The sequence below is a fragment of the Streptomyces sp. NH27 genome (genome assembly GCF_056859195.1).
Map to the genome: position 1 here is coordinate 1 of NZ_JACEGK010000112.1, position 16,759 is coordinate 16,759.

Genomic DNA, 16,759 nt, shown 5'->3' on the forward strand with positions numbered 1-16,759 from the left:
CTGCGCGGGTGTGTCGTGGTGGGGGAGGTGTCCGACGTCGTCGCCGAGGTCGGGGGAGCGCGGGTGAGGTCGCGGGCGGGCCCGGCGTACACGTCGGTGCCGGGCCCGGCGGATGGTCCGGCTCGACCGGTGCGGCTCGCGCAGCGCGGGCTACGGCCGCTGGTCCGCGGCCCGCGGTTGCTGGTCCCCGCCCGAGGCGAGCAGGCAGTCCAGGAGGCGGACGGCGGCGGCTTTGTCGAGCGGGTCGTTGCCGTTGCCGCACTTGGGCGACTGCACGCAGGAGGGGCAGCCGTGGTCGCACTCGCAGGAGGCGATGGCTTCACGGGTGGCGGCGAGCCAGCTGCGGGCGGTGCGGAAGGCGCGTTCGGCGAAGCCCGCACCGCCCGGGTGGCCGTCGTAGACGAAGACGGTGGGCAGGCCGGTGTCGGCGTGCAGCGGTATGGACACGCCGCCGATGTCCCAGCGGTCGCAGGTGGCGAAGAGCGGGAGGAGGCCGATGGAGGCGTGTTCGGCGGCGTGCAGAGCGCCGGGCAACTCCTCGGGATGGATGCCGGCGGCGTCGAGCTGGGCGTCGGTGACGGTCCACCAGACGGCGCGGGTGCGCAGGGTGCGCGGAGGGAGGTCGAGTTTGGACTCACCGAGGATCTCGCCGGTCAGCAGCCGGCGGCGCAGGTAGGACACCACCTGGTGGGTGACCTCGACGGAGCCGAAGTGGATGCGGGCGTCGCCCCAGGGCTCCTCGACGTCGGTCGACAGCACGCGGACGTCGGTGGTGTCACGGGCCATCGTGCTGAAGGGCGGGTCGGCGCGCTCGACCAGGGCGACGGAGTCGTCGAGGTCCAGGTGCCGTACGAGGTAGGTGCGGCCCTGGTGGAGGTGGACGGCGCCCTCGTGGACGGTGGTGTGGGCCGAGGACGCGTCCACGGTGCCCAGCAAACGCCCGGTGCCCGCCTCGACGACCTGGATCGGGGTGCCGCCCTCCCCACGGATGTCGGTGAGGTCGGCAGCCCGCTCCCGGCGGGTCCAGTACCAGCCGGTGGCCCGGCGGCGCAGCAGCCCGCGCTTCTCCAACTGCGGTACCAGGTCGGCGGCTTCGGGCCCGAAGAGCACCAGGTCGTCGTCGGTCAGCGGAAGCTCGGCGGCGGCCGCGCACAGGTGCGGCGCGAGGACGTACGGGTTGTCCGGGTCGAGGACGGTGGACTCCACGGGCCGTTCGAAGATCGCCTCGGGGTGGTGGACCAGATACGTGTCCAGGGGGTCGTCGCGACCGACCATGACCGCGAGCGCGCCCTGGGCCGAGCGCCCGGCCCGCCCGGCCTGCTGCCACAGGGAGGCGCGGGTGCCCGGATAGCCGGCCAGCAGGACCGCGTCGAGGCCGGAGACGTCCACGCCGAGTTCGAGGGCGGAGGTGGAGGCCAGGCCGAGCAGGCGGCCGGAGTGCAGGTCGCGTTCCAGGGCGCGGCGCTCGTCGGGCAGGTAGCCACCGCGGTAGGCGGCGACGCGCTGCGGGAGCGAGGCGTCGATCTCGGCGAGGCGCTCCTGGGCGATGAGTGCGACGAGTTCCGCGCCGCGCCGGGAGCGGACGAAGGCGACGGTCCGTACGCCTTGGAGGACGAGGTCGGTGAGGAGTTCGGCGCACTCGGCGGTGGCGGTGCGGCGGACCGGGGCGCCGTGCTCGCCCGACAGTTCGGTCAGCGGCGGCTCCCACAGCGCGAAGGCGAGTTCGCCGCGCGGCGAGGTGTCCTCGGTGACCTCGACGACGGGCACGCCGGTCAGGCGGGTGGCGGCCTGGGCCGGGTCGGCAGCGGTGGCGGAGGCGAGCAGGAAGACCGGCTCGGCACCGTAGCGGGCGCAGATCCGCCGCAGGCGGCGCAGCACCTGGGCGACATGGGAGCCGAAGACGCCGCGGTAGGTGTGGCACTCGTCGATGACGACGTAGCGCAGGCCGCGCAGGAAGGAGGACCAGCGGGCGTGCCCGGGCAGGATGCCGCGGTGCAGCATGTCGGGGTTGGTCAGGACGTAGGTGCCGTGCCGGCGGACCCATTCGCGTTCCTCGAACGGGGTGTCGCCGTCGTAGACCGCGGGGCGTACCGCTGTGCCGAGCGGGGCCGCGAGCGCGCTGACCGCGCGGCGCTGGTCGGCGGCGAGCGCCTTGGTGGGCGCGAGATAGAGCGCGGTGGGCCCGCGCGCACCTGCCGCTCCGGCACCGGCCCGCCGTGCCGCGGCCGTACCGCCACGCCCGGCACCCGGCCCGGCACCACGACGGGCACCTGTACCTGGACCTGCACCTGCACCAGCATCCGAACCGTCGCCCGTTCCCTGCCCGGGCACCGCACCGCGCCCCCCGGCCGGCCCGTCCGGAGTCCCCGGCCCGCCGCCCGCGTCATCGGACCCGCGCTGCTCCGGCAGCAGCGCGCTCAGCACCGGCGCCAGATACGCCAGCGACTTGCCGGAGGCGGTGCCGGTCGCCACGACCACCGACTCGCCGCGCAGCGCGTGTCCGGCGGCGAGCGCTTGGTGCTCCCACGGACGGTCGATCCCGGCGGCGCGAATCGCGTCGACGACCTCGGGACGGATGCCCTCCGGCCAAGATGCATGACGGCCGACCCGCGGGGGCAGGTGCTCCGTATGGGTGATGCGTACGGCGCGGTCAGTCCCCGCGGAGAGCCGCTCCAAAGCGGTCCGTGGGGACGGGCGGCCGTGCGCCGACTGCGGAAGTTGATCCTGGGCCATCGGCACTCAGTGTGTCACCGGCATGACGGACAATCGCAGTAAGGCGTCGTGCGGGCCCACCGCGAAGTGATTGAATGCCATCGCGGCCCAACTCCTTCCCCCACCTGTCGGTGGAGGAGTCGCCACTACCGTTAACGTTTCGGTGGAGGCCCCAGGGGGGCGCCGCGTCGATGCAAGGTGCTGGAGGATCAGTGGACCTGTCCCTGTCGACCCGAACCGTCGGCGATCGCACGATCGTCGAGGTCGGCGGCGAGATTGATGTGTACACCGCGCCCAAGCTGCGTGAGCAGCTGGTGGAGCTCGTGAACGACGGGAGTTACCACCTCGTCGTGGACATGGAGGGAGTCGACTTCCTCGACTCGACCGGCCTGGGTGTGCTCGTCGGTGGGCTCAAGCGGGTACGTGCGCACGAAGGATCGTTGCGTCTGGTGTGCAACCAGGAGCGGATTCTGAAGATTTTCCGAATCACCGGTCTGACCAAGGTGTTCCCCATTCACACCTCGGTCGACGAGGCTGTCGCGGCGACCGACTGACGTTCGTCCGAGAGGGGCACCGGACGGACCACCGTCCGGGCCCCTGTGATGCCCAACCACAGGACCGGAGGGGGAGCCCCATGCCCACCGTAGAACTGCTCTTCAGCGCCCAGCCCGAGCATGTGCGCACCGCACGGCTCGTGGCCGCTCAGGTGGCGCGCCGAGCGGGGGTGGACGAGGCGTCCTTGGACGAGGTTCGGCTGGCGGTCGGCGAGGCGTGCAGCCGCGCCGTCGGCCTGCACCGCAACAACGGCGTCGAAGAGCCGGTGCGCGTGCTGCTCAACGAGGAAGAGAAGAAGTTCTCCATCGAGGTCGTCGACGAGGTCCCCGGCAACGCGACCGGTGGCGGCCGCACCGACGGCCCGCCCACCGACGACGCCGCCGAGGACGAGGGCGAGATGGGCCTGGCCGTCATCAGCGGCCTGGTCGACGACGTCGAGGTGATCGACGGCGACCGCGGTGGAGTGATCCGGATGACCTGGCCGACGGTCTCCGTGTAGCGGCGAACGTCTCCGCGTGGAGCCGACGGCCCGCCGTGTCGATCAGCCGACGGCCCCCCGTATGGATCACAGGCCACGGCCTCTCCCGTAGATCGAGAAAGCGGCCCTCGTAGATCGAAGAGGAGCCCCCGGTCGGCCATTTTCGCGCCGCGCGGAATCGTGCCGCCTCCTTTACCGTGGGAATTCCCTGCGAGCACCCTTTTGTGATCTTCTGCTGCTCCCTACAATCCGTCCATCTTGCTCAGCTCGCCTGAGCGTTGCGGCTTGATCAGCCGTAGGAGCCGCACGCCCATGCGCCAAACGTCAAGGAGGACGAATGGCGGGGCCACTCACCCCTTACCCGGGGTCGCTCAACTCTCCTCACTACCCGCTGGCCGCGGCGCCGGTACTGACCAGCGGGAACCGTACCCTGGTCTGGATCATCGCGGTCGTCGCGCTCGCCGCCCTCGCGCTCGCCTGGGTGCTGGTGCGCCAAGTGCTCAGGTCGGACGAGGGGTCCGACAGCATGAAAAAGATCGCCGCTGCCGTGCAGGAAGGCGCAAACGCCTATCTCGCACGGCAGTTCCGCACGTTGGGGATCTTCGCGGTGGTGGCGTTCTTCCTGCTCATGCTGCTGCCCGCCGACAATGTGTCGCAGCGAATCGGCAGGTCGATCTTCTTTCTGGTCGGTGCGGTCTTCTCCGCGATCACCGGCTATATCGGAATGTGGCTCGCGGTCCGCAGCAATGTGCGGGTCGCCGCCGCGGCCAGGTCGGCGACCCCCGGGCCCGGTGAGCCGCCCGCGGACCTGACCTCCGTCTCGCACCGGGCGATGCGGATCGCGTTCAGGACCGGCGGCGTGGTCGGCATGTGCACCGTGGGCCTCGGCCTGCTCGGCGCTTGCGCGGTGGTGCTGATCTACAAGGCCGACGCGCCCAAGGTGCTGGAGGGCTTCGGCTTCGGCGCGGCGCTGCTGGCGATGTTCATGAGGGTCGGCGGCGGCATCTTCACCAAGGCCGCCGACGTCGGTGCCGACCTGGTCGGCAAGGTCGAGCAGGGCATTCCCGAGGACGACCCGCGCAACGCCGCCACCATCGCGGACAACGTGGGCGACAACGTCGGGGACTGCGCCGGCATGGCCGCCGACCTGTTCGAGTCCTACGCCGTCACCCTGGTGGCCGCCCTCATCCTCGGCAAGGTCGCCTTCGGCGACTCCGGGCTGGCGTTCCCGCTGCTCATCCCGGCGATCGGCGTGCTCACCGCCATGGTCGGCATCTTCGCGGTCTCCCCGCGCCGCGGCGACCGCAGCGGCATGACCGCCATCACCCGCGGCTTTTTCATCTCCGCGGCGATCTCGCTGGTCGGCGTGGCCATAGCCAGCTACGTCTACCTGCCCTCCTCCTATGCCGACCTCAAGGGCGTCGGCTCCGACATCACCGGCCACGGCGGCGACCCGCGGGTGCTCGCCCTGGTCGCGGTGGCCATCGGCATCGTGCTGGCCGCGCTGATCCAGCAGCTCACCGGGTACTTCACCGAGACCTCCCGGCGCCCGGTCAGCGATGTCGGCAAGACCTCGCTGACCGGCCCGGCGACGGTGATCCTCTCCGGCATCTCGCTCGGTCTGGAGTCCGCGGTGTACTCGGCGGTGCTGATCGCGCTCGCCGTCTACGGCGCGTTCCTGCTCGGCGGTACCTCGGTGTGGCTGGCGCTGTTCGCGGTGGCGCTGGCCGGTACCGGGCTGCTGACCACGGTCGGCGTGATCGTCGCCATGGACACCTTCGGCCCGGTCTCGGACAACGCGCAGGGCATCGCCGAGATGTCCGGCGACGTGCGCGGCGAGGGTGCCCAGGTGCTCACCGACCTCGACGCGGTCGGCAACACCACCAAGGCGATCACCAAGGGCATCGCGATCGCCACCGCGGTGCTGGCCGCGACCGCGCTGTTCGGGTCGTTCAAGGAGGCCGTCGACACCGCCGTGGGCAAGGCTCATCCGGCCGCGTCCGACGCGCGCTGGCTGAGCCTGGACATCTCGCAGCCGAACAACCTGGTCGGGCTGCTGCTCGGCGCGGCGGTGGTGTTCCTCTTCTCCGGTCTGGCGATCAACGCGGTGTCCCGGTCGGCCGGTTCCGTTGTGTTCGAGGTGCGCCGGCAGTTCCGCGAGCACCCCGGGATCATGAGCGGGACCGAACTGCCCGAGTACGGACGGGTGGTGGACATCTGCACCAAGGACGCGCTGCGTGAGCTGGCCACCCCGGGCCTGCTCGCGGTGCTCGCCCCGATCGCGGTCGGCTTCTCGCTCGGCATCGGCTCGCTCGCCGCCTACCTGGCGGGCGCGATCGGCGCGGGCACCTTGATGGCGGTCTTCCTCGCCAACTCCGGTGGCGCGTGGGACAACGCCAAGAAGCTGGTGGAGGACGGCCACCACGGCGGCAAGGGCAGCGCGGCCCACGCCGCCACAGTGATCGGCGACACCGTCGGCGACCCGTTCAAGGACACCGCCGGCCCGGCGATCAACCCGCTGCTGAAGGTGATGAACCTGGTGGCGCTGCTGATCGCGCCCGCCGTGGTGAAGTTCAGCTACGGCGTGGACGCCAACCTCGCGGTACGGGTGCCGGTCGCGATCGCGGCGCTCGCGGTCATCGTGATCGCGGTGTACGTGTCCAAGCGGCGCGGCATCACGGTCGGCGACGACAGCGTGGGCAGCGCGGGCAGCGCTGGCGGTGGCGGTGGCGGTAGCGGCGGCACCGGGAGCAGCAGCAGCGGCGGCGCCGCCGGTGACTCCAGGGCCACCGCCTGACCTCGTGTGAAATGTCACACCGCCAGGTGGGCGGCGGACGCGCGGGCAGAACCGTACGAGGTCCGCGTATCCGCCGCCCACCTGCGGTTCAGTACATGCGACGAATAGCTTGAATATCAGATAAAAGGTGTCAACAGCGGTCAGGTCTGCGGGAGGGGTACCGCCCGGCCGTGTATGTTCCGGGGCCGAAGGCCACGGAAGGGATCGCCCGGTGAAGGTGAAGAAGAAGCTCTTGGCCGCGCTGTCCGGCAGTGCGGCCGTGCTGCTCGCGGTGTCCGCGTGCGGCGGTGACGACACCGGCAAGAAGCAGGACGACTGGGCGAAGGGCGTCTGCGACCAGGCCGGGGTCCAACTCGGCAAGATCAACGCCGCGAACACGTCGCTCAGCAAGGTGGAAAGCGGTGGCAAGCCGCAGGACGTGAAGAGCGCCGACTCCGCCGCCTTCCAGTCGATCTCCGACGCGTACAAGTCGCTCGCCGGGATCTTCAGCAAGGCGGGTGCCGCGCCCGGCGACGGCGGCGCGAAATTCCAGCAGAACGCGGTGAGCGTGTTCAACCAGCAGTCCGCGCAGTACGCCGCGCTGAAGAAGCAGGTCGACGGTCTGGAAACCAGCGACCAGGCCAAGTTCGCGGCCGGCCTCGGCGGCGTCTCCACCTCGCTCAAGCAGACCGCCGCCAACGGGCAGAAGTCGCTCGACACCCTCCGCCAGGGCGACATGGGCAAGGCCCTCGCCCAGCAGCCCGGCTGCCGTGGCGTCTCCGGCGGTTCGACGAGCGCCAGCCCGACGGCCTCGTAACCACGCCCCACGCCCCACGCCGGACGCCGTCCGCCAGAAGCCGTCCGCCGTCCGCCGAACGTCGGAAGCCGTCCGCGCCGCACGCCCCATCGCCGCGCGCCGGACGGCCCAGGCGGACCGCACCGGTCCGCGGTACGGCGCCCCTCCCCGGATTCCGGGACAATGAGGGGTGTGAGCGATCCGAGCAACCCGACCCAGCCGACCGGCGGTCCGCACTTCCCGCACCACCCGGGCGGCTCCGGCCGCCCACTGCCCGATCCCGGCGCCGCGCCCGCCCTCCGCGCCGACCTGCTCGCCGTCGACTTCACCGCCGACGGCTGCCTGGAACTGCTCGGAGCCGTCGCCTATGCGGCCCTGTCCCGCGCCGAGACCGTCCCCGCGCTGCGCGCCACCCGCGGCGGCAGCCCCCTGGAGACCCTGGTCCGGCTCTTCCTGCTCCAGCAGGCGGTCCCGCTCGCCCGCGCCCGCGCCGCCCTCGGCGGAGCAGGCGGCGGCACCGCGGGTGGACTCGACCGTTACGAGGCCGCCGGCTGGCTGCTCCGCGACGGCGACGACGTACGCGCCACCGTCGACGTACGCCCGTACGCCGGGGATTCCGGCGCCGACTGGTGGATCGTCTCCGACCTCGGCTGCGCGGTCGGCGGCGCGGGCGGCATCGGCAGCGCGCCCGGCGTCGACCGGGCCGACCTGGTGCTGGGCGTCGGCGGCGCGTCCACCACGCTCGCCGGGCTGACCGTACGCGAGCCGGTCGGCAGCGCACTCGACCTCGGTACGGGCTCGGGCGTGCAGGCGCTGCACGCGTCCCGGCACGCCACGCAGGTGACGGCCACCGACGTCAATCCGCGCGCCCTGCACTTCGCCCGGCTCACCCTCGCGCTGTCCGGTGCGCCGGAGCCGGAACTGCGGCAGGGCGGCCTCTTCGCGCCGGTGGGGGACGCGCGGTACGACCTGATCGTGTCGAACCCGCCGTTCGTGATCTCCCCGGCGGGGCGGTTCACCTACCGCGACGGCGGCATGGCGGGGGACGACCTGTGCCGCGAACTCGTCCAGCAGTCCGCCGACCACCTCACCGAGGGCGGCTACTGCCAGCTCCTCGCCAACTGGCAGCACACCGAGGGCCAGGACTGGCGCGAGCGCGTCACGTCCTGGCTGCCCGCAGGGTGCGACGCGTGGATCGTGCAGCGCGAGGTGCAGGACGTGGCGCAGTACGCCGAGTTGTGGCTTCGCGACGGGGGCGACCACCACGCCGACCCGGCCGCGTACGCGCGGCGCTATGACGCCTGGTTGGACGACTTCGAACGGCACAAGGTCAACGGCATCGGCTTCGGCTGGATCACGCTGCGCAGGTCCGGCGCCGAACAGCCCTCGGTCACCGCGGAGGAGTGGCCGCACCCGGTGGAGCAGCCGCTCGGGCCCTACATCGCCGACTGGTTCGGCCGGCAGGACTTCCTGCGCGGGCAGGACGACGCGGCGTTGCTCGCCGCCCGGTTCACCCTCGCGCCCGACGTGGTGCAGGAGCAGGTCGGGTTGCCGGGGGCGGAGGACCCCGAGCACGTGGTGCTGCGCTCCGCACGGGGCATGCGGCGGGCCACGAAGGTGGACACCGTCGGCGCTGGGTTCGCCGGGGTCTGCGACGGCACGCTGCCGGCCGGCCGCATCATCGATGCCATCGCCCAACTCCTCAACGAGGACCCGGTGGTGCTGCGCGACCGCACGCCCGCCTCGATCCGCCTCCTGGTCGAGCAGGGCTTCCTCGCCCCGGTCCCCGAATAGGACCGACCGGCAAATGGAGGGCGGCGTCGCGGGCCGATGACTCCCGCCCGGACGGCTTCTCCTCAGTCACCAGGGCTCCGCCATGGCTCTTTCGTCGGCACCGCCCGGACTCGGCCCTCGACCCGTTCCTTCTCCCACCCTCCAATTGCCGGTCGGTCCAACCCCCTCAGTTCAGGTTGCGGAACACCGTCCAGGCCACCGCCACCACCAGCAGGGCGTACTGGACCCGCGGGCGCAGGACCGGCTGCCAGCGCCGGCCGCGCAGGCCCTCGACCACCCAGCGGCCGAACATCCAGACCAGCGCGGGGGAGAGGACCAGGACCAGGGCGTTCTCGTGGAAGGCCCGTACGGGGTCGCCGTGGAGGAGGTCGTAGGCGAGGCGGGTGGCGCCGCAGGCGGGGCAGAGCAGGCCGGTGAGCCAGTTGAAGGGGCAGCGCGGCAGGAAGTGCCCGCTTTGGTGCGGGTCGGTGCGGTAGAGATAGGCGGACGCGGCCACCCCGGCGGTGAGCGTGGCCAGCGGTACGACCGCCGGGTGCGGACGCCACCGCTCGGAGCGGGGCGGCGCGGTGGTCTGGTAGCTCACACGCACAGCGAACGCGCGTGATTGACCTGCTGGTTGATCGCGAAAGCGTCGTTCGGGCCGCGGGCCGGGATCATCGTGGCGTGGTAGCGGCCGCCGCTGTGCACGGTGACCTGGATGAAGCCGGTGGTCTTGCGCTCCTTGATGAGCATGAAGAGCAGCCCCAGCAGGCAGGCGAAGAAGAAGATCACCGCGAGCACGATCGCGTACGCCGGCGTGCTCTCCTCGGTGCGGCTCATGTCGGAGACCGTCCACACCGCGCCGCGCAACGGGAGGGCGCCGGCCGGTGTGATGATGCCGTCGCCCGTCACCGCGATGTCGCCGATGGTCAGCAGCGTGGCCGCACCCGTCCCGCCGTACCCGAGCGGCGCCTGGTGCTGCCAGCCGCCGTCGCCGCCCATCGCCGTGGGCGCGCTGTGCTGCCAGTCGCTGCTGCCGCTCAGCATGGTCGGCGGGTGCTGCGGATAGCCGTAGCCCGCCTGGTCGCCGTAGCCGGCGGTCTCGCCGTACGGGGACGGGTTTCCGTACTCCGGCCGGCTCTCGTACGGGTTGTCCCCGTACGGCTTGCCCGCGTACGGATTCTGGTCGGACATGACGCGTCCCCCTGCCCTGCGTTTCCACCGTCGCGCGGATCGGTCATCCGCCTGTCCGTGACCATTTTTGCAGCACCCGGTGCCCCGCGTCCCGTACTGCCCTTGATACAAACCGGCTACAGAAACTCCGCGCGGACCGCCGCCGCACCGCCCGCACGGCCGGGCCGCCGGCCGCACCACTGCCTCGGCACCTGCCGCACCGCCGCCGTACCGCCCGTGTGGCCGTCCGCCGAAGCGGACGTAGAGTCGGCAGCGGAGCGGCTTTGAGCCGCGGGGGTCGGAAAGCGCGATTTCGGGCAGGATCAAGCCCGTGGACGTAGCCTGCTGGAGGACCCCGCCGGTGTGGATAGAACGTACATCGGGTTACCGTTCGAGTGGCGTTGCGGACTTTTCCCGTTTGACACGGGCCCAGGAGGTACGGTCACACTCCGCAGCGACACCCCTTCGAACCGGAGAGAAGAGCGAAGTTGTCCCCGACCCGCGAGACCGCACAGGGCGGCCGCCGACTCGTCATCGTCGAGTCGCCTGCCAAGGCGAAGACGATCAAGGGCTATCTCGGCCCTGGATACGTCGTCGAGGCCAGCGTCGGGCACATCCGCGACCTCCCCAACGGGGCCGCCGAAGTGCCGGCGGAGTACAAGGGCCAGCCGTGGGCGCGGCTGGGCGTCAATGTGGACAGCGATTTCCAGCCCATCTATGTCGTGAACGCCGACAAGAAGGCACAGGTCAAGAAGCTCAAGGATCTCCTCAAGGACTCCGACGAACTATTCCTGGCCACTGACGAGGACCGCGAGGGCGAGGCCATCGCCTGGCATTTGCAGGAAATCCTCAAGCCCAAGGTGCCGGTGCACCGGATGGTGTTCCACGAGATCACCAAGGACGCCATCCAGGAGGCCGTGCGTAATCCGCGCGAGCTGAACCAGCGCTTGGTCGACGCCCAGGAGACCCGCCGTATCCTCGACCGGCTCTACGGCTACGAGGTCTCCCCGGTGCTGTGGAAGAAGGTCATGCCGCGGCTGTCGGCGGGCCGGGTCCAGTCCGTGGCGACCCGCCTGGTGGTCGAGCGCGAGCGTGAGCGGATCGCCTTCCGCACCTCCGAGTACTGGGACCTGACCGGCGTCTTCAACACCGGCCGGGCCGGCGATGCCTCCGACCCCGCCACGCTCAACGCCAGGCTCGTCGCGGTCGACGGCCGCCGGGTCGCCCAGGGCCGTGACTTCGACGCCTCCACCGGCGCGCTCAAGCAGAGCGCCGCGGTGCTGCACCTCGACGAGGAGCACGCCCGGGCGCTGGCCGCCGCGCTCGCCGACTCGCAGTTCTCGGTGCGCAGCGTCGAGTCCAAGCCGTACCGCCGCTCGCCGTACGCGCCGTTCCGCACCACCACCCTCCAGCAGGAGGCGTCGCGCAAGCTCGGCTTCGGCGCGAAGGCCACCATGCAGGTAGCCCAGAAGCTGTACGAGAACGGCTTCATCACCTACATGCGTACGGACTCCACCACGCTGTCCGAGACCGCCGTGAGCGCCGCCCGCGCGCAGGTCACCCAGCTCTACGGCGCCGACTACCTGCCGGACAAGCCGCGGGTCTACACGGGCAAGGTGAAGAACGCCCAGGAGGCGCATGAGGCGATCCGCCCCTCCGGCGACCGCTTCCGCACCCCCGCCGAGACCGGCCTGACCGGCGACCAGTTCCGGCTCTACGAACTGATCTGGATGCGCACGGTCGCCTCCCAGATGAAGGACGCGGTCGGCCAGTCCGTCACGGTCAAGGTCGGCGGCGCCGCCTCCGACGGCCGGGACGCCGAGTTCTCCGCCTCCGGCAAGATCATCACCTTCCACGGCTTCCTCAAGGCATACGTCGAGGGCGCCGACGACCCCAACGCGGAGCTCGACGACCGCGAACGCCGGCTGCCGCAGGTCACCGAGGGCGACCCGCTGACCGCCGACGAGATCTCCGCCGACGGCCACTCCACCAAGCCGCCCGCCCGCTACACAGAGGCGAGCCTGGTCAAGGAGCTGGAAGAGAAGGAGATCGGCCGCCCGTCGACCTACGCCACGATCCTCGGCACCATCCTCGACCGCGGCTACGTCTTCAAGAAGGGCACCGCGCTCGTCCCGTCCTTCCTCTCCTTCGCCGTGGTCAACCTGCTGGAGAAGCACTTCGGCTGGCTGGTCGACTACGACTTCACCGCCTCCATGGAGGACGACCTCGACCGGATCGCCCGCGGTGAGGCGCAGGCGGTGCCGTGGCTGCGCCGGTTCTACTTCGGCGCGGAGAGCGACGGCGCCGCGGCCCCGGCCGCCGCCGCAAACGGCGGCGACGGCGATCACCTCGGCGGCCTCAAGGAACTCGTGGAGGACCTGGGCGCCATCGACGCCCGCGAGATCTCCTCGTTCCCGGTCGGCGAGGGCATCATGCTGCGGGTCGGCCGCTACGGGCCCTACGTCGAGAAGGGCGAGCGCGGTGAGGACAACCACCAGCGCGCCGACATCCCCGAGGACCTGCCGCCGGACGAGATGACCGTCGAGCTGGCCGAGGAGCTGTTCGCCAAGCCCAGCGGCGAGTTCGCGCTCGGCACCGACCCGGACACCGGCCGCCCGATCGTCGCCAAGGACGGCCGCTACGGGCCGTACGTCACCGAGGTACTGCCCGAGGACACCCCGAAGACCGGCAAGAACGCGGTGAAGCCGCGCACCGCCTCCCTCTTCAAGTCCATGTCCATCGACACGGTCACGCTCGCCGACGCCCTCAAGCTGATGTCCCTGCCCCGGGTGGTCGGCGCCGACGCCGAGGGCGTCGAGATCACCGCGCAGAACGGGCGCTACGGCCCCTACCTGAAGAAGGGCACCGACTCGCGCTCCCTGGAGAGCGAGGACCAGCTCTTCACCATCACCCTCGAACAGGCGCTGGCGATCTACGCCCAGCCCAAGGCGCGCGGCCGCGCCGCGGCCAAGCCCCCGCTGAAGGAACTGGGCACCGACCCCGTCAGCGAGCGCCCCGTCGTCGTAAAGGACGGCCGCTTCGGTCCCTACGTCACCGACGGCGAGACCAATGCGACGCTGCGCCGCGAGGACGACGTCGAGACGATCACCCCCGAGCGTGGCTACGAACTCCTCGCGGAGAAGCGGGCGAAGGGCCCGGTGAAGAAGACGGCCGCGAAGAAGGCGCCGGCGAAGAAGGCTCCCGCCAAGAAGACGGCCGCGAAGAAGGCGCCCGCGAAGAAGGCCGCGGCCACGAAGAAGGCGGCGGCGAAGAAGGCGAGCTCCGCCAAGGAGTGAAGGTGCCGAACCGGGAGCGCCGGGCCTGCGGTCCCGGCGCTCCACGGTGGTGGCCCGGCCGTAGCTCACCGCGTCCTTAAATGGACGTAGGCGGTGATGTCAGTGGTGGATGTCAGTGCTGGACGACTTCCACCCGGGCACCCGCGCCCTGGGGAGGGGCACCCTACATCCGTCGGGCCGGGGGAGACCGTTGGTTTGTTCGGGTGGACACGTTTGGTTCGGGTGAGCCGGATAGGCTGTCAGAATGACGCGATCCGAGCAGCCAGCGCACCCCGCGGCAGACGTCACCGAGGCGTTCGCGACCGACCTCTCGGCAGACTCCCGTGAGCGTGCCGTGGGCGCGTTGCTGAAGATTCCCGCGCTGCGCAGGCTGTGGAGCGCGCAACTGACGGGTGCGGTCGCGGACCGCCTCGGCCTGCTGGTGCTGCTCGTGCTCACCGTGCAGGCGACCATCACCGCGCACTCGTTCGGCGGCGGCTATCGGGGTGTCGCGTACTGCGTCGCCGCGGTGTTCGCCGCCCGCCTGGCGGCCACCCTCCTCTTCGGCGCCGTGCTGCTCGGGCCGTTGACGGGGCTGACCGCGGAGAGCGGCCCGCTGGACCGGCGCTGGACGATGATCGGCGCGGACGGCGTACGGCTCGCACTGTTCATCGTCGCCCCGCTGTGGGTCACATGGGTCCCGCACTCGGCGCACCTGTGGCTGCTGGCCACCGCGTTCGTCGCCGGACTCGCCGAGCGCCTGTGGGCGGTCGCGAAGGACGGCGCCGCCCCGGGGCTGCTGCCCTCGCCGGGCGACACGTCGGTACGGCCCGCGCCCGACCACCTCGCCACGCTGCAGCGGCTCGACCTGCGTACGAGCTTCGTCGCGCTGCCGCTGGCCGCGGCGTCCCTGGTGGTCGTCACCCTCGTCAACACGCTGATCGCGGTGGGCGTCGACTGGTTCGACCTGCACCAGGTCGCGCTGTCGTCGTACGTGACCGCCGGGCTCTTCTCGTCCTCGATGGCCGTGCTGTACCTGCTGGAGCTGCCCGCCGGCAGCGCCGCGAAGCCGCACTCCCCGCTCCAGGGCCTGCGGCTGCCGAAGGGCCCGGCGGGTGCCGAGCGCGGTCGTACCGGCGCGCTGCCGCTGCTGGTGCTCGCCACCGCCGCCGCGGCCGGGGCGATCGCCGTCGCCGTCGCGGTCGCCGTCCTGCACGCGCTCGCCCTCGGCTTCGGGCCGACCGGCTTCGGCCTGCTGGTCCTGGCGCTGACCGCCGGCACCGTGATCGGCATCCGGATCGCCCCGCACACCCTGCCCGGGCTCTCCCGCCGCCGCCTGCTGGCCGTGGGCACCGGCGTCACCGGCGTCGCGCTCCTGCTGACCGGCGTCGTACCCGACCAGGCCACCGTGTTGCTGCTGTCACTGCTGGCCGGCACCGCCGCGGGCATCAGCGCGAACGCCGGACACACCCTGATCGAGCAGGAGACCGAGGAGTCCCGCCGGGTGCGGACCGTCGAGCACCTGCACGCGGTCGTGCGCGCCACGCTCGCCGTGGCCGCGATCGGCGGGCCGCTGGTGGCCGCCGCGATCGGCCCGCACCGCATCCAGGACGGCCGCTTCACCTTCGACCACAGCGGCGCCGCGTACACCCTGATCCTGGTCGGCGCGCTGCTGCTGCCGGTCGCCGCGCTGGTCCTCGGCAAGACCGACGACCGCCGCGGGGTGCCGCTGCGCCGTGACCTGCGCGAGGCGCTGCGCGGCGCGGAACCGACCACCGGACCCGCCGCCACCGGCTTCTTCATCGCGGTCGAGGGCGGCGACGGCGCCGGCAAGTCCACCCAGGTCGAAGCGCTCGCCGAGTGGATCAGGGCCAAGGGCCACGAGGTCGTGGTCACCCGCGAGCCGGGCGCCACCGCCGTCGGCAAGCGGCTGCGCTCCATACTCCTGGACGTCTCCTCCGCCGGGGTCTCGCACCGCGCCGAGGCCCTGCTCTATGCCGCGGACCGTGCCGAGCACGTCGACACCGTGGTCAAGCCCGCCCTGGATCGCGGCGCCATCGTCATCTCCGACCGCTACATCGACTCCTCCGTCGCCTACCAGGGCGCCGGACGCGACCTCGCGCCCACCGAGATCGCCCGGATCTCCCGCTGGGCGACCGACGGGCTCGTCCCGCACCTCACCGTGCTCCTCGACGTCCCGCCGGAGACCGCCCGGGAACGCTTCACCGAGGCCCCGGACCGGCTGGAGTCCGAGCCGGCCGAGTTCCACCAGCGGGTGCGCTCCGGGTTCCTGACGCTCGCCGCCGCCGACCCCGCGCGTTACCTCGTGGTCGACGCGGCCCAGGACCCCGAAGCGATCACCACCGTCGTACGGCACCGGCTCGACCGCATGCTGCCGCTCTCCGCCCAGGAGATCGAGGCCCGCGCCGAGGCCGAGCGCAAGGCGGCCGAGGAAGCCGCCCGGCTCGCCGCCGAGGAGGCCGCCCGCAAGGCCGAGGAGGAGCGGCAGGCCCGCGAGCGCCAGGAGCAGCTCGACCGGCTGCGCCGCGAGGAGGAGGAGCGCCGGCTCGCCGCCGAGGAGGCCGCGCGCCGCGAGATCGCCGAGCGCAAGGCCGCACAGGAGGCCGAGGCGGCCCGGCTCGCCGCGGAGGAGGCCGCCCGTCGCCAAGCCGAGGAGGACGCCCGGCTCGCCGCCGAGGAGGCGGCACGCGCGGCCGAGCAGGAACGCCTGCGGCGGCTCGCGGAGGAACAGGCGCGGCTGCGCGCCGAAGCGGCCGAGAAGCGGCAGGAGAAGCAGCGCAAGGCCGAGGAGGCGCTGCTGCGCGCGGAGGCGGCGCGAGCTGCTGCCGCAGCCGCCTCCGACGCCGAGGAGACCACGGTGCTGCCCGCGGTGTCGGACGCGCCGCCGGCCGACTCCCGCTCCGACTCCGACGCTGACTCCGGTTCCGGCTCCGGCCACTCCGACGCTGACTCCGGCGCGGCGCCCGGCTCGACGTCCGATTCGACGTCCGACGCCGACGAGACCACGGTGCTGCCCGCGGTGACGGACGCGCCCGACGCGGGGCCCGACGACGTCACGGACTCCGACCGGACCGCGGTGCTGCCGGCCGTCGCGCCGCCGGCGTCGTCCTCCTCGGAGACGACGACCGTGATGACCCCGATCACGCCCGAGCCCGCGCCCCGGCCCGAGACGTCGGGCAGCAATGACGAGACCACCGAGT

General features: G+C 72.1%; 10 protein-coding genes. 7 read left to right on the plus strand and 3 right to left on the minus strand.

Going from position 1 to position 16,759, the window contains the following annotated elements; all coding sequences use genetic code 11:
• Nucleotides 1–150: 150 nt before the first annotated feature.
• Nucleotides 151–2,733 (minus strand): DEAD/DEAH box helicase, encoded by a 2,583-nt coding sequence (locus tag AC13HU_RS12035; protein WP_483041803.1) that lies wholly within the window; start codon nt 2,731–2,733, stop codon nt 151–153.
• A gap of 191 nt (nt 2,734–2,924) precedes the next feature.
• Between AC13HU_RS12035 and bldG the strand changes: the two genes are divergently transcribed.
• The 5 genes from bldG (at nt 2,925) to AC13HU_RS12060 (ending at nt 9,111) form a co-directional block, all read left to right on the plus strand.
• Complete coding sequence (gene bldG / locus AC13HU_RS12040; RefSeq protein ID WP_031520166.1) at nt 2,925–3,266, plus strand: anti-sigma factor antagonist BldG; 342 nt, start codon at nt 2,925–2,927, stop codon at nt 3,264–3,266.
• Nucleotides 3,267–3,346: 80 nt separating this feature from the next.
• Entirely contained in the window at nt 3,347–3,766 is a 420-nt protein-coding gene (locus AC13HU_RS12045; protein ID WP_483041804.1) for an ATP-binding protein, read from the plus strand.
• 316 nt (nt 3,767–4,082) lie between these two features.
• On the plus strand, nt 4,083–6,542 hold the full coding sequence (locus AC13HU_RS12050) for a sodium-translocating pyrophosphatase (RefSeq protein ID WP_483041805.1): 2,460 nt from the start codon (nt 4,083–4,085) through the stop codon (nt 6,540–6,542).
• Between the two features lie 211 nt (nt 6,543–6,753).
• The gene (locus tag AC13HU_RS12055) at nt 6,754–7,338 is read left to right on the plus strand and encodes a small secreted protein (RefSeq protein ID WP_483041806.1); all 585 of its coding nucleotides are present in this window, start codon (nt 6,754–6,756) and stop codon (nt 7,336–7,338) included.
• A 162-nt stretch (nt 7,339–7,500) separates the two neighbouring features.
• Complete coding sequence (locus AC13HU_RS12060; protein WP_483041807.1) at nt 7,501–9,111, plus strand: DUF7059 domain-containing protein; 1,611 nt, start codon at nt 7,501–7,503, stop codon at nt 9,109–9,111.
• Between the two features lie 166 nt (nt 9,112–9,277).
• On the opposite strand, the gene AC13HU_RS12065 is transcribed toward AC13HU_RS12060, so the two are convergent.
• Together AC13HU_RS12065 and AC13HU_RS12070 are read right to left on the minus strand one after the other, a co-directional pair.
• Nucleotides 9,278–9,694, minus strand: a complete 417-nt coding sequence (locus AC13HU_RS12065) for a DUF2752 domain-containing protein (RefSeq protein ID WP_483041808.1) — start codon at nt 9,692–9,694, stop codon at nt 9,278–9,280.
• Nucleotides 9,691–10,284 carry a hypothetical protein gene (locus AC13HU_RS12070; RefSeq protein WP_483041809.1) on the minus strand — a complete coding sequence of 198 codons (594 nt, stop codon included), beginning with the start codon at nt 10,282–10,284 and terminating at the stop codon, nt 9,691–9,693. The genes AC13HU_RS12065 and AC13HU_RS12070 overlap by 4 nt, the downstream gene beginning before the upstream one ends.
• A 467-nt stretch (nt 10,285–10,751) precedes the next feature.
• Between AC13HU_RS12070 and topA the strand changes: the two genes are divergently transcribed.
• The gene (gene topA / locus AC13HU_RS12075) at nt 10,752–13,559 is read left to right on the plus strand and encodes a type I DNA topoisomerase (protein WP_483041810.1); all 2,808 of its coding nucleotides are present in this window, start codon (nt 10,752–10,754) and stop codon (nt 13,557–13,559) included.
• Nucleotides 13,560–13,803: 244 nt separating this feature from the next.
• The coding region (gene tmk, locus AC13HU_RS12080) for a dTMP kinase (protein ID WP_483041811.1) at nt 13,804–16,759 on the plus strand (2,956 nt) is incomplete at its 3' end.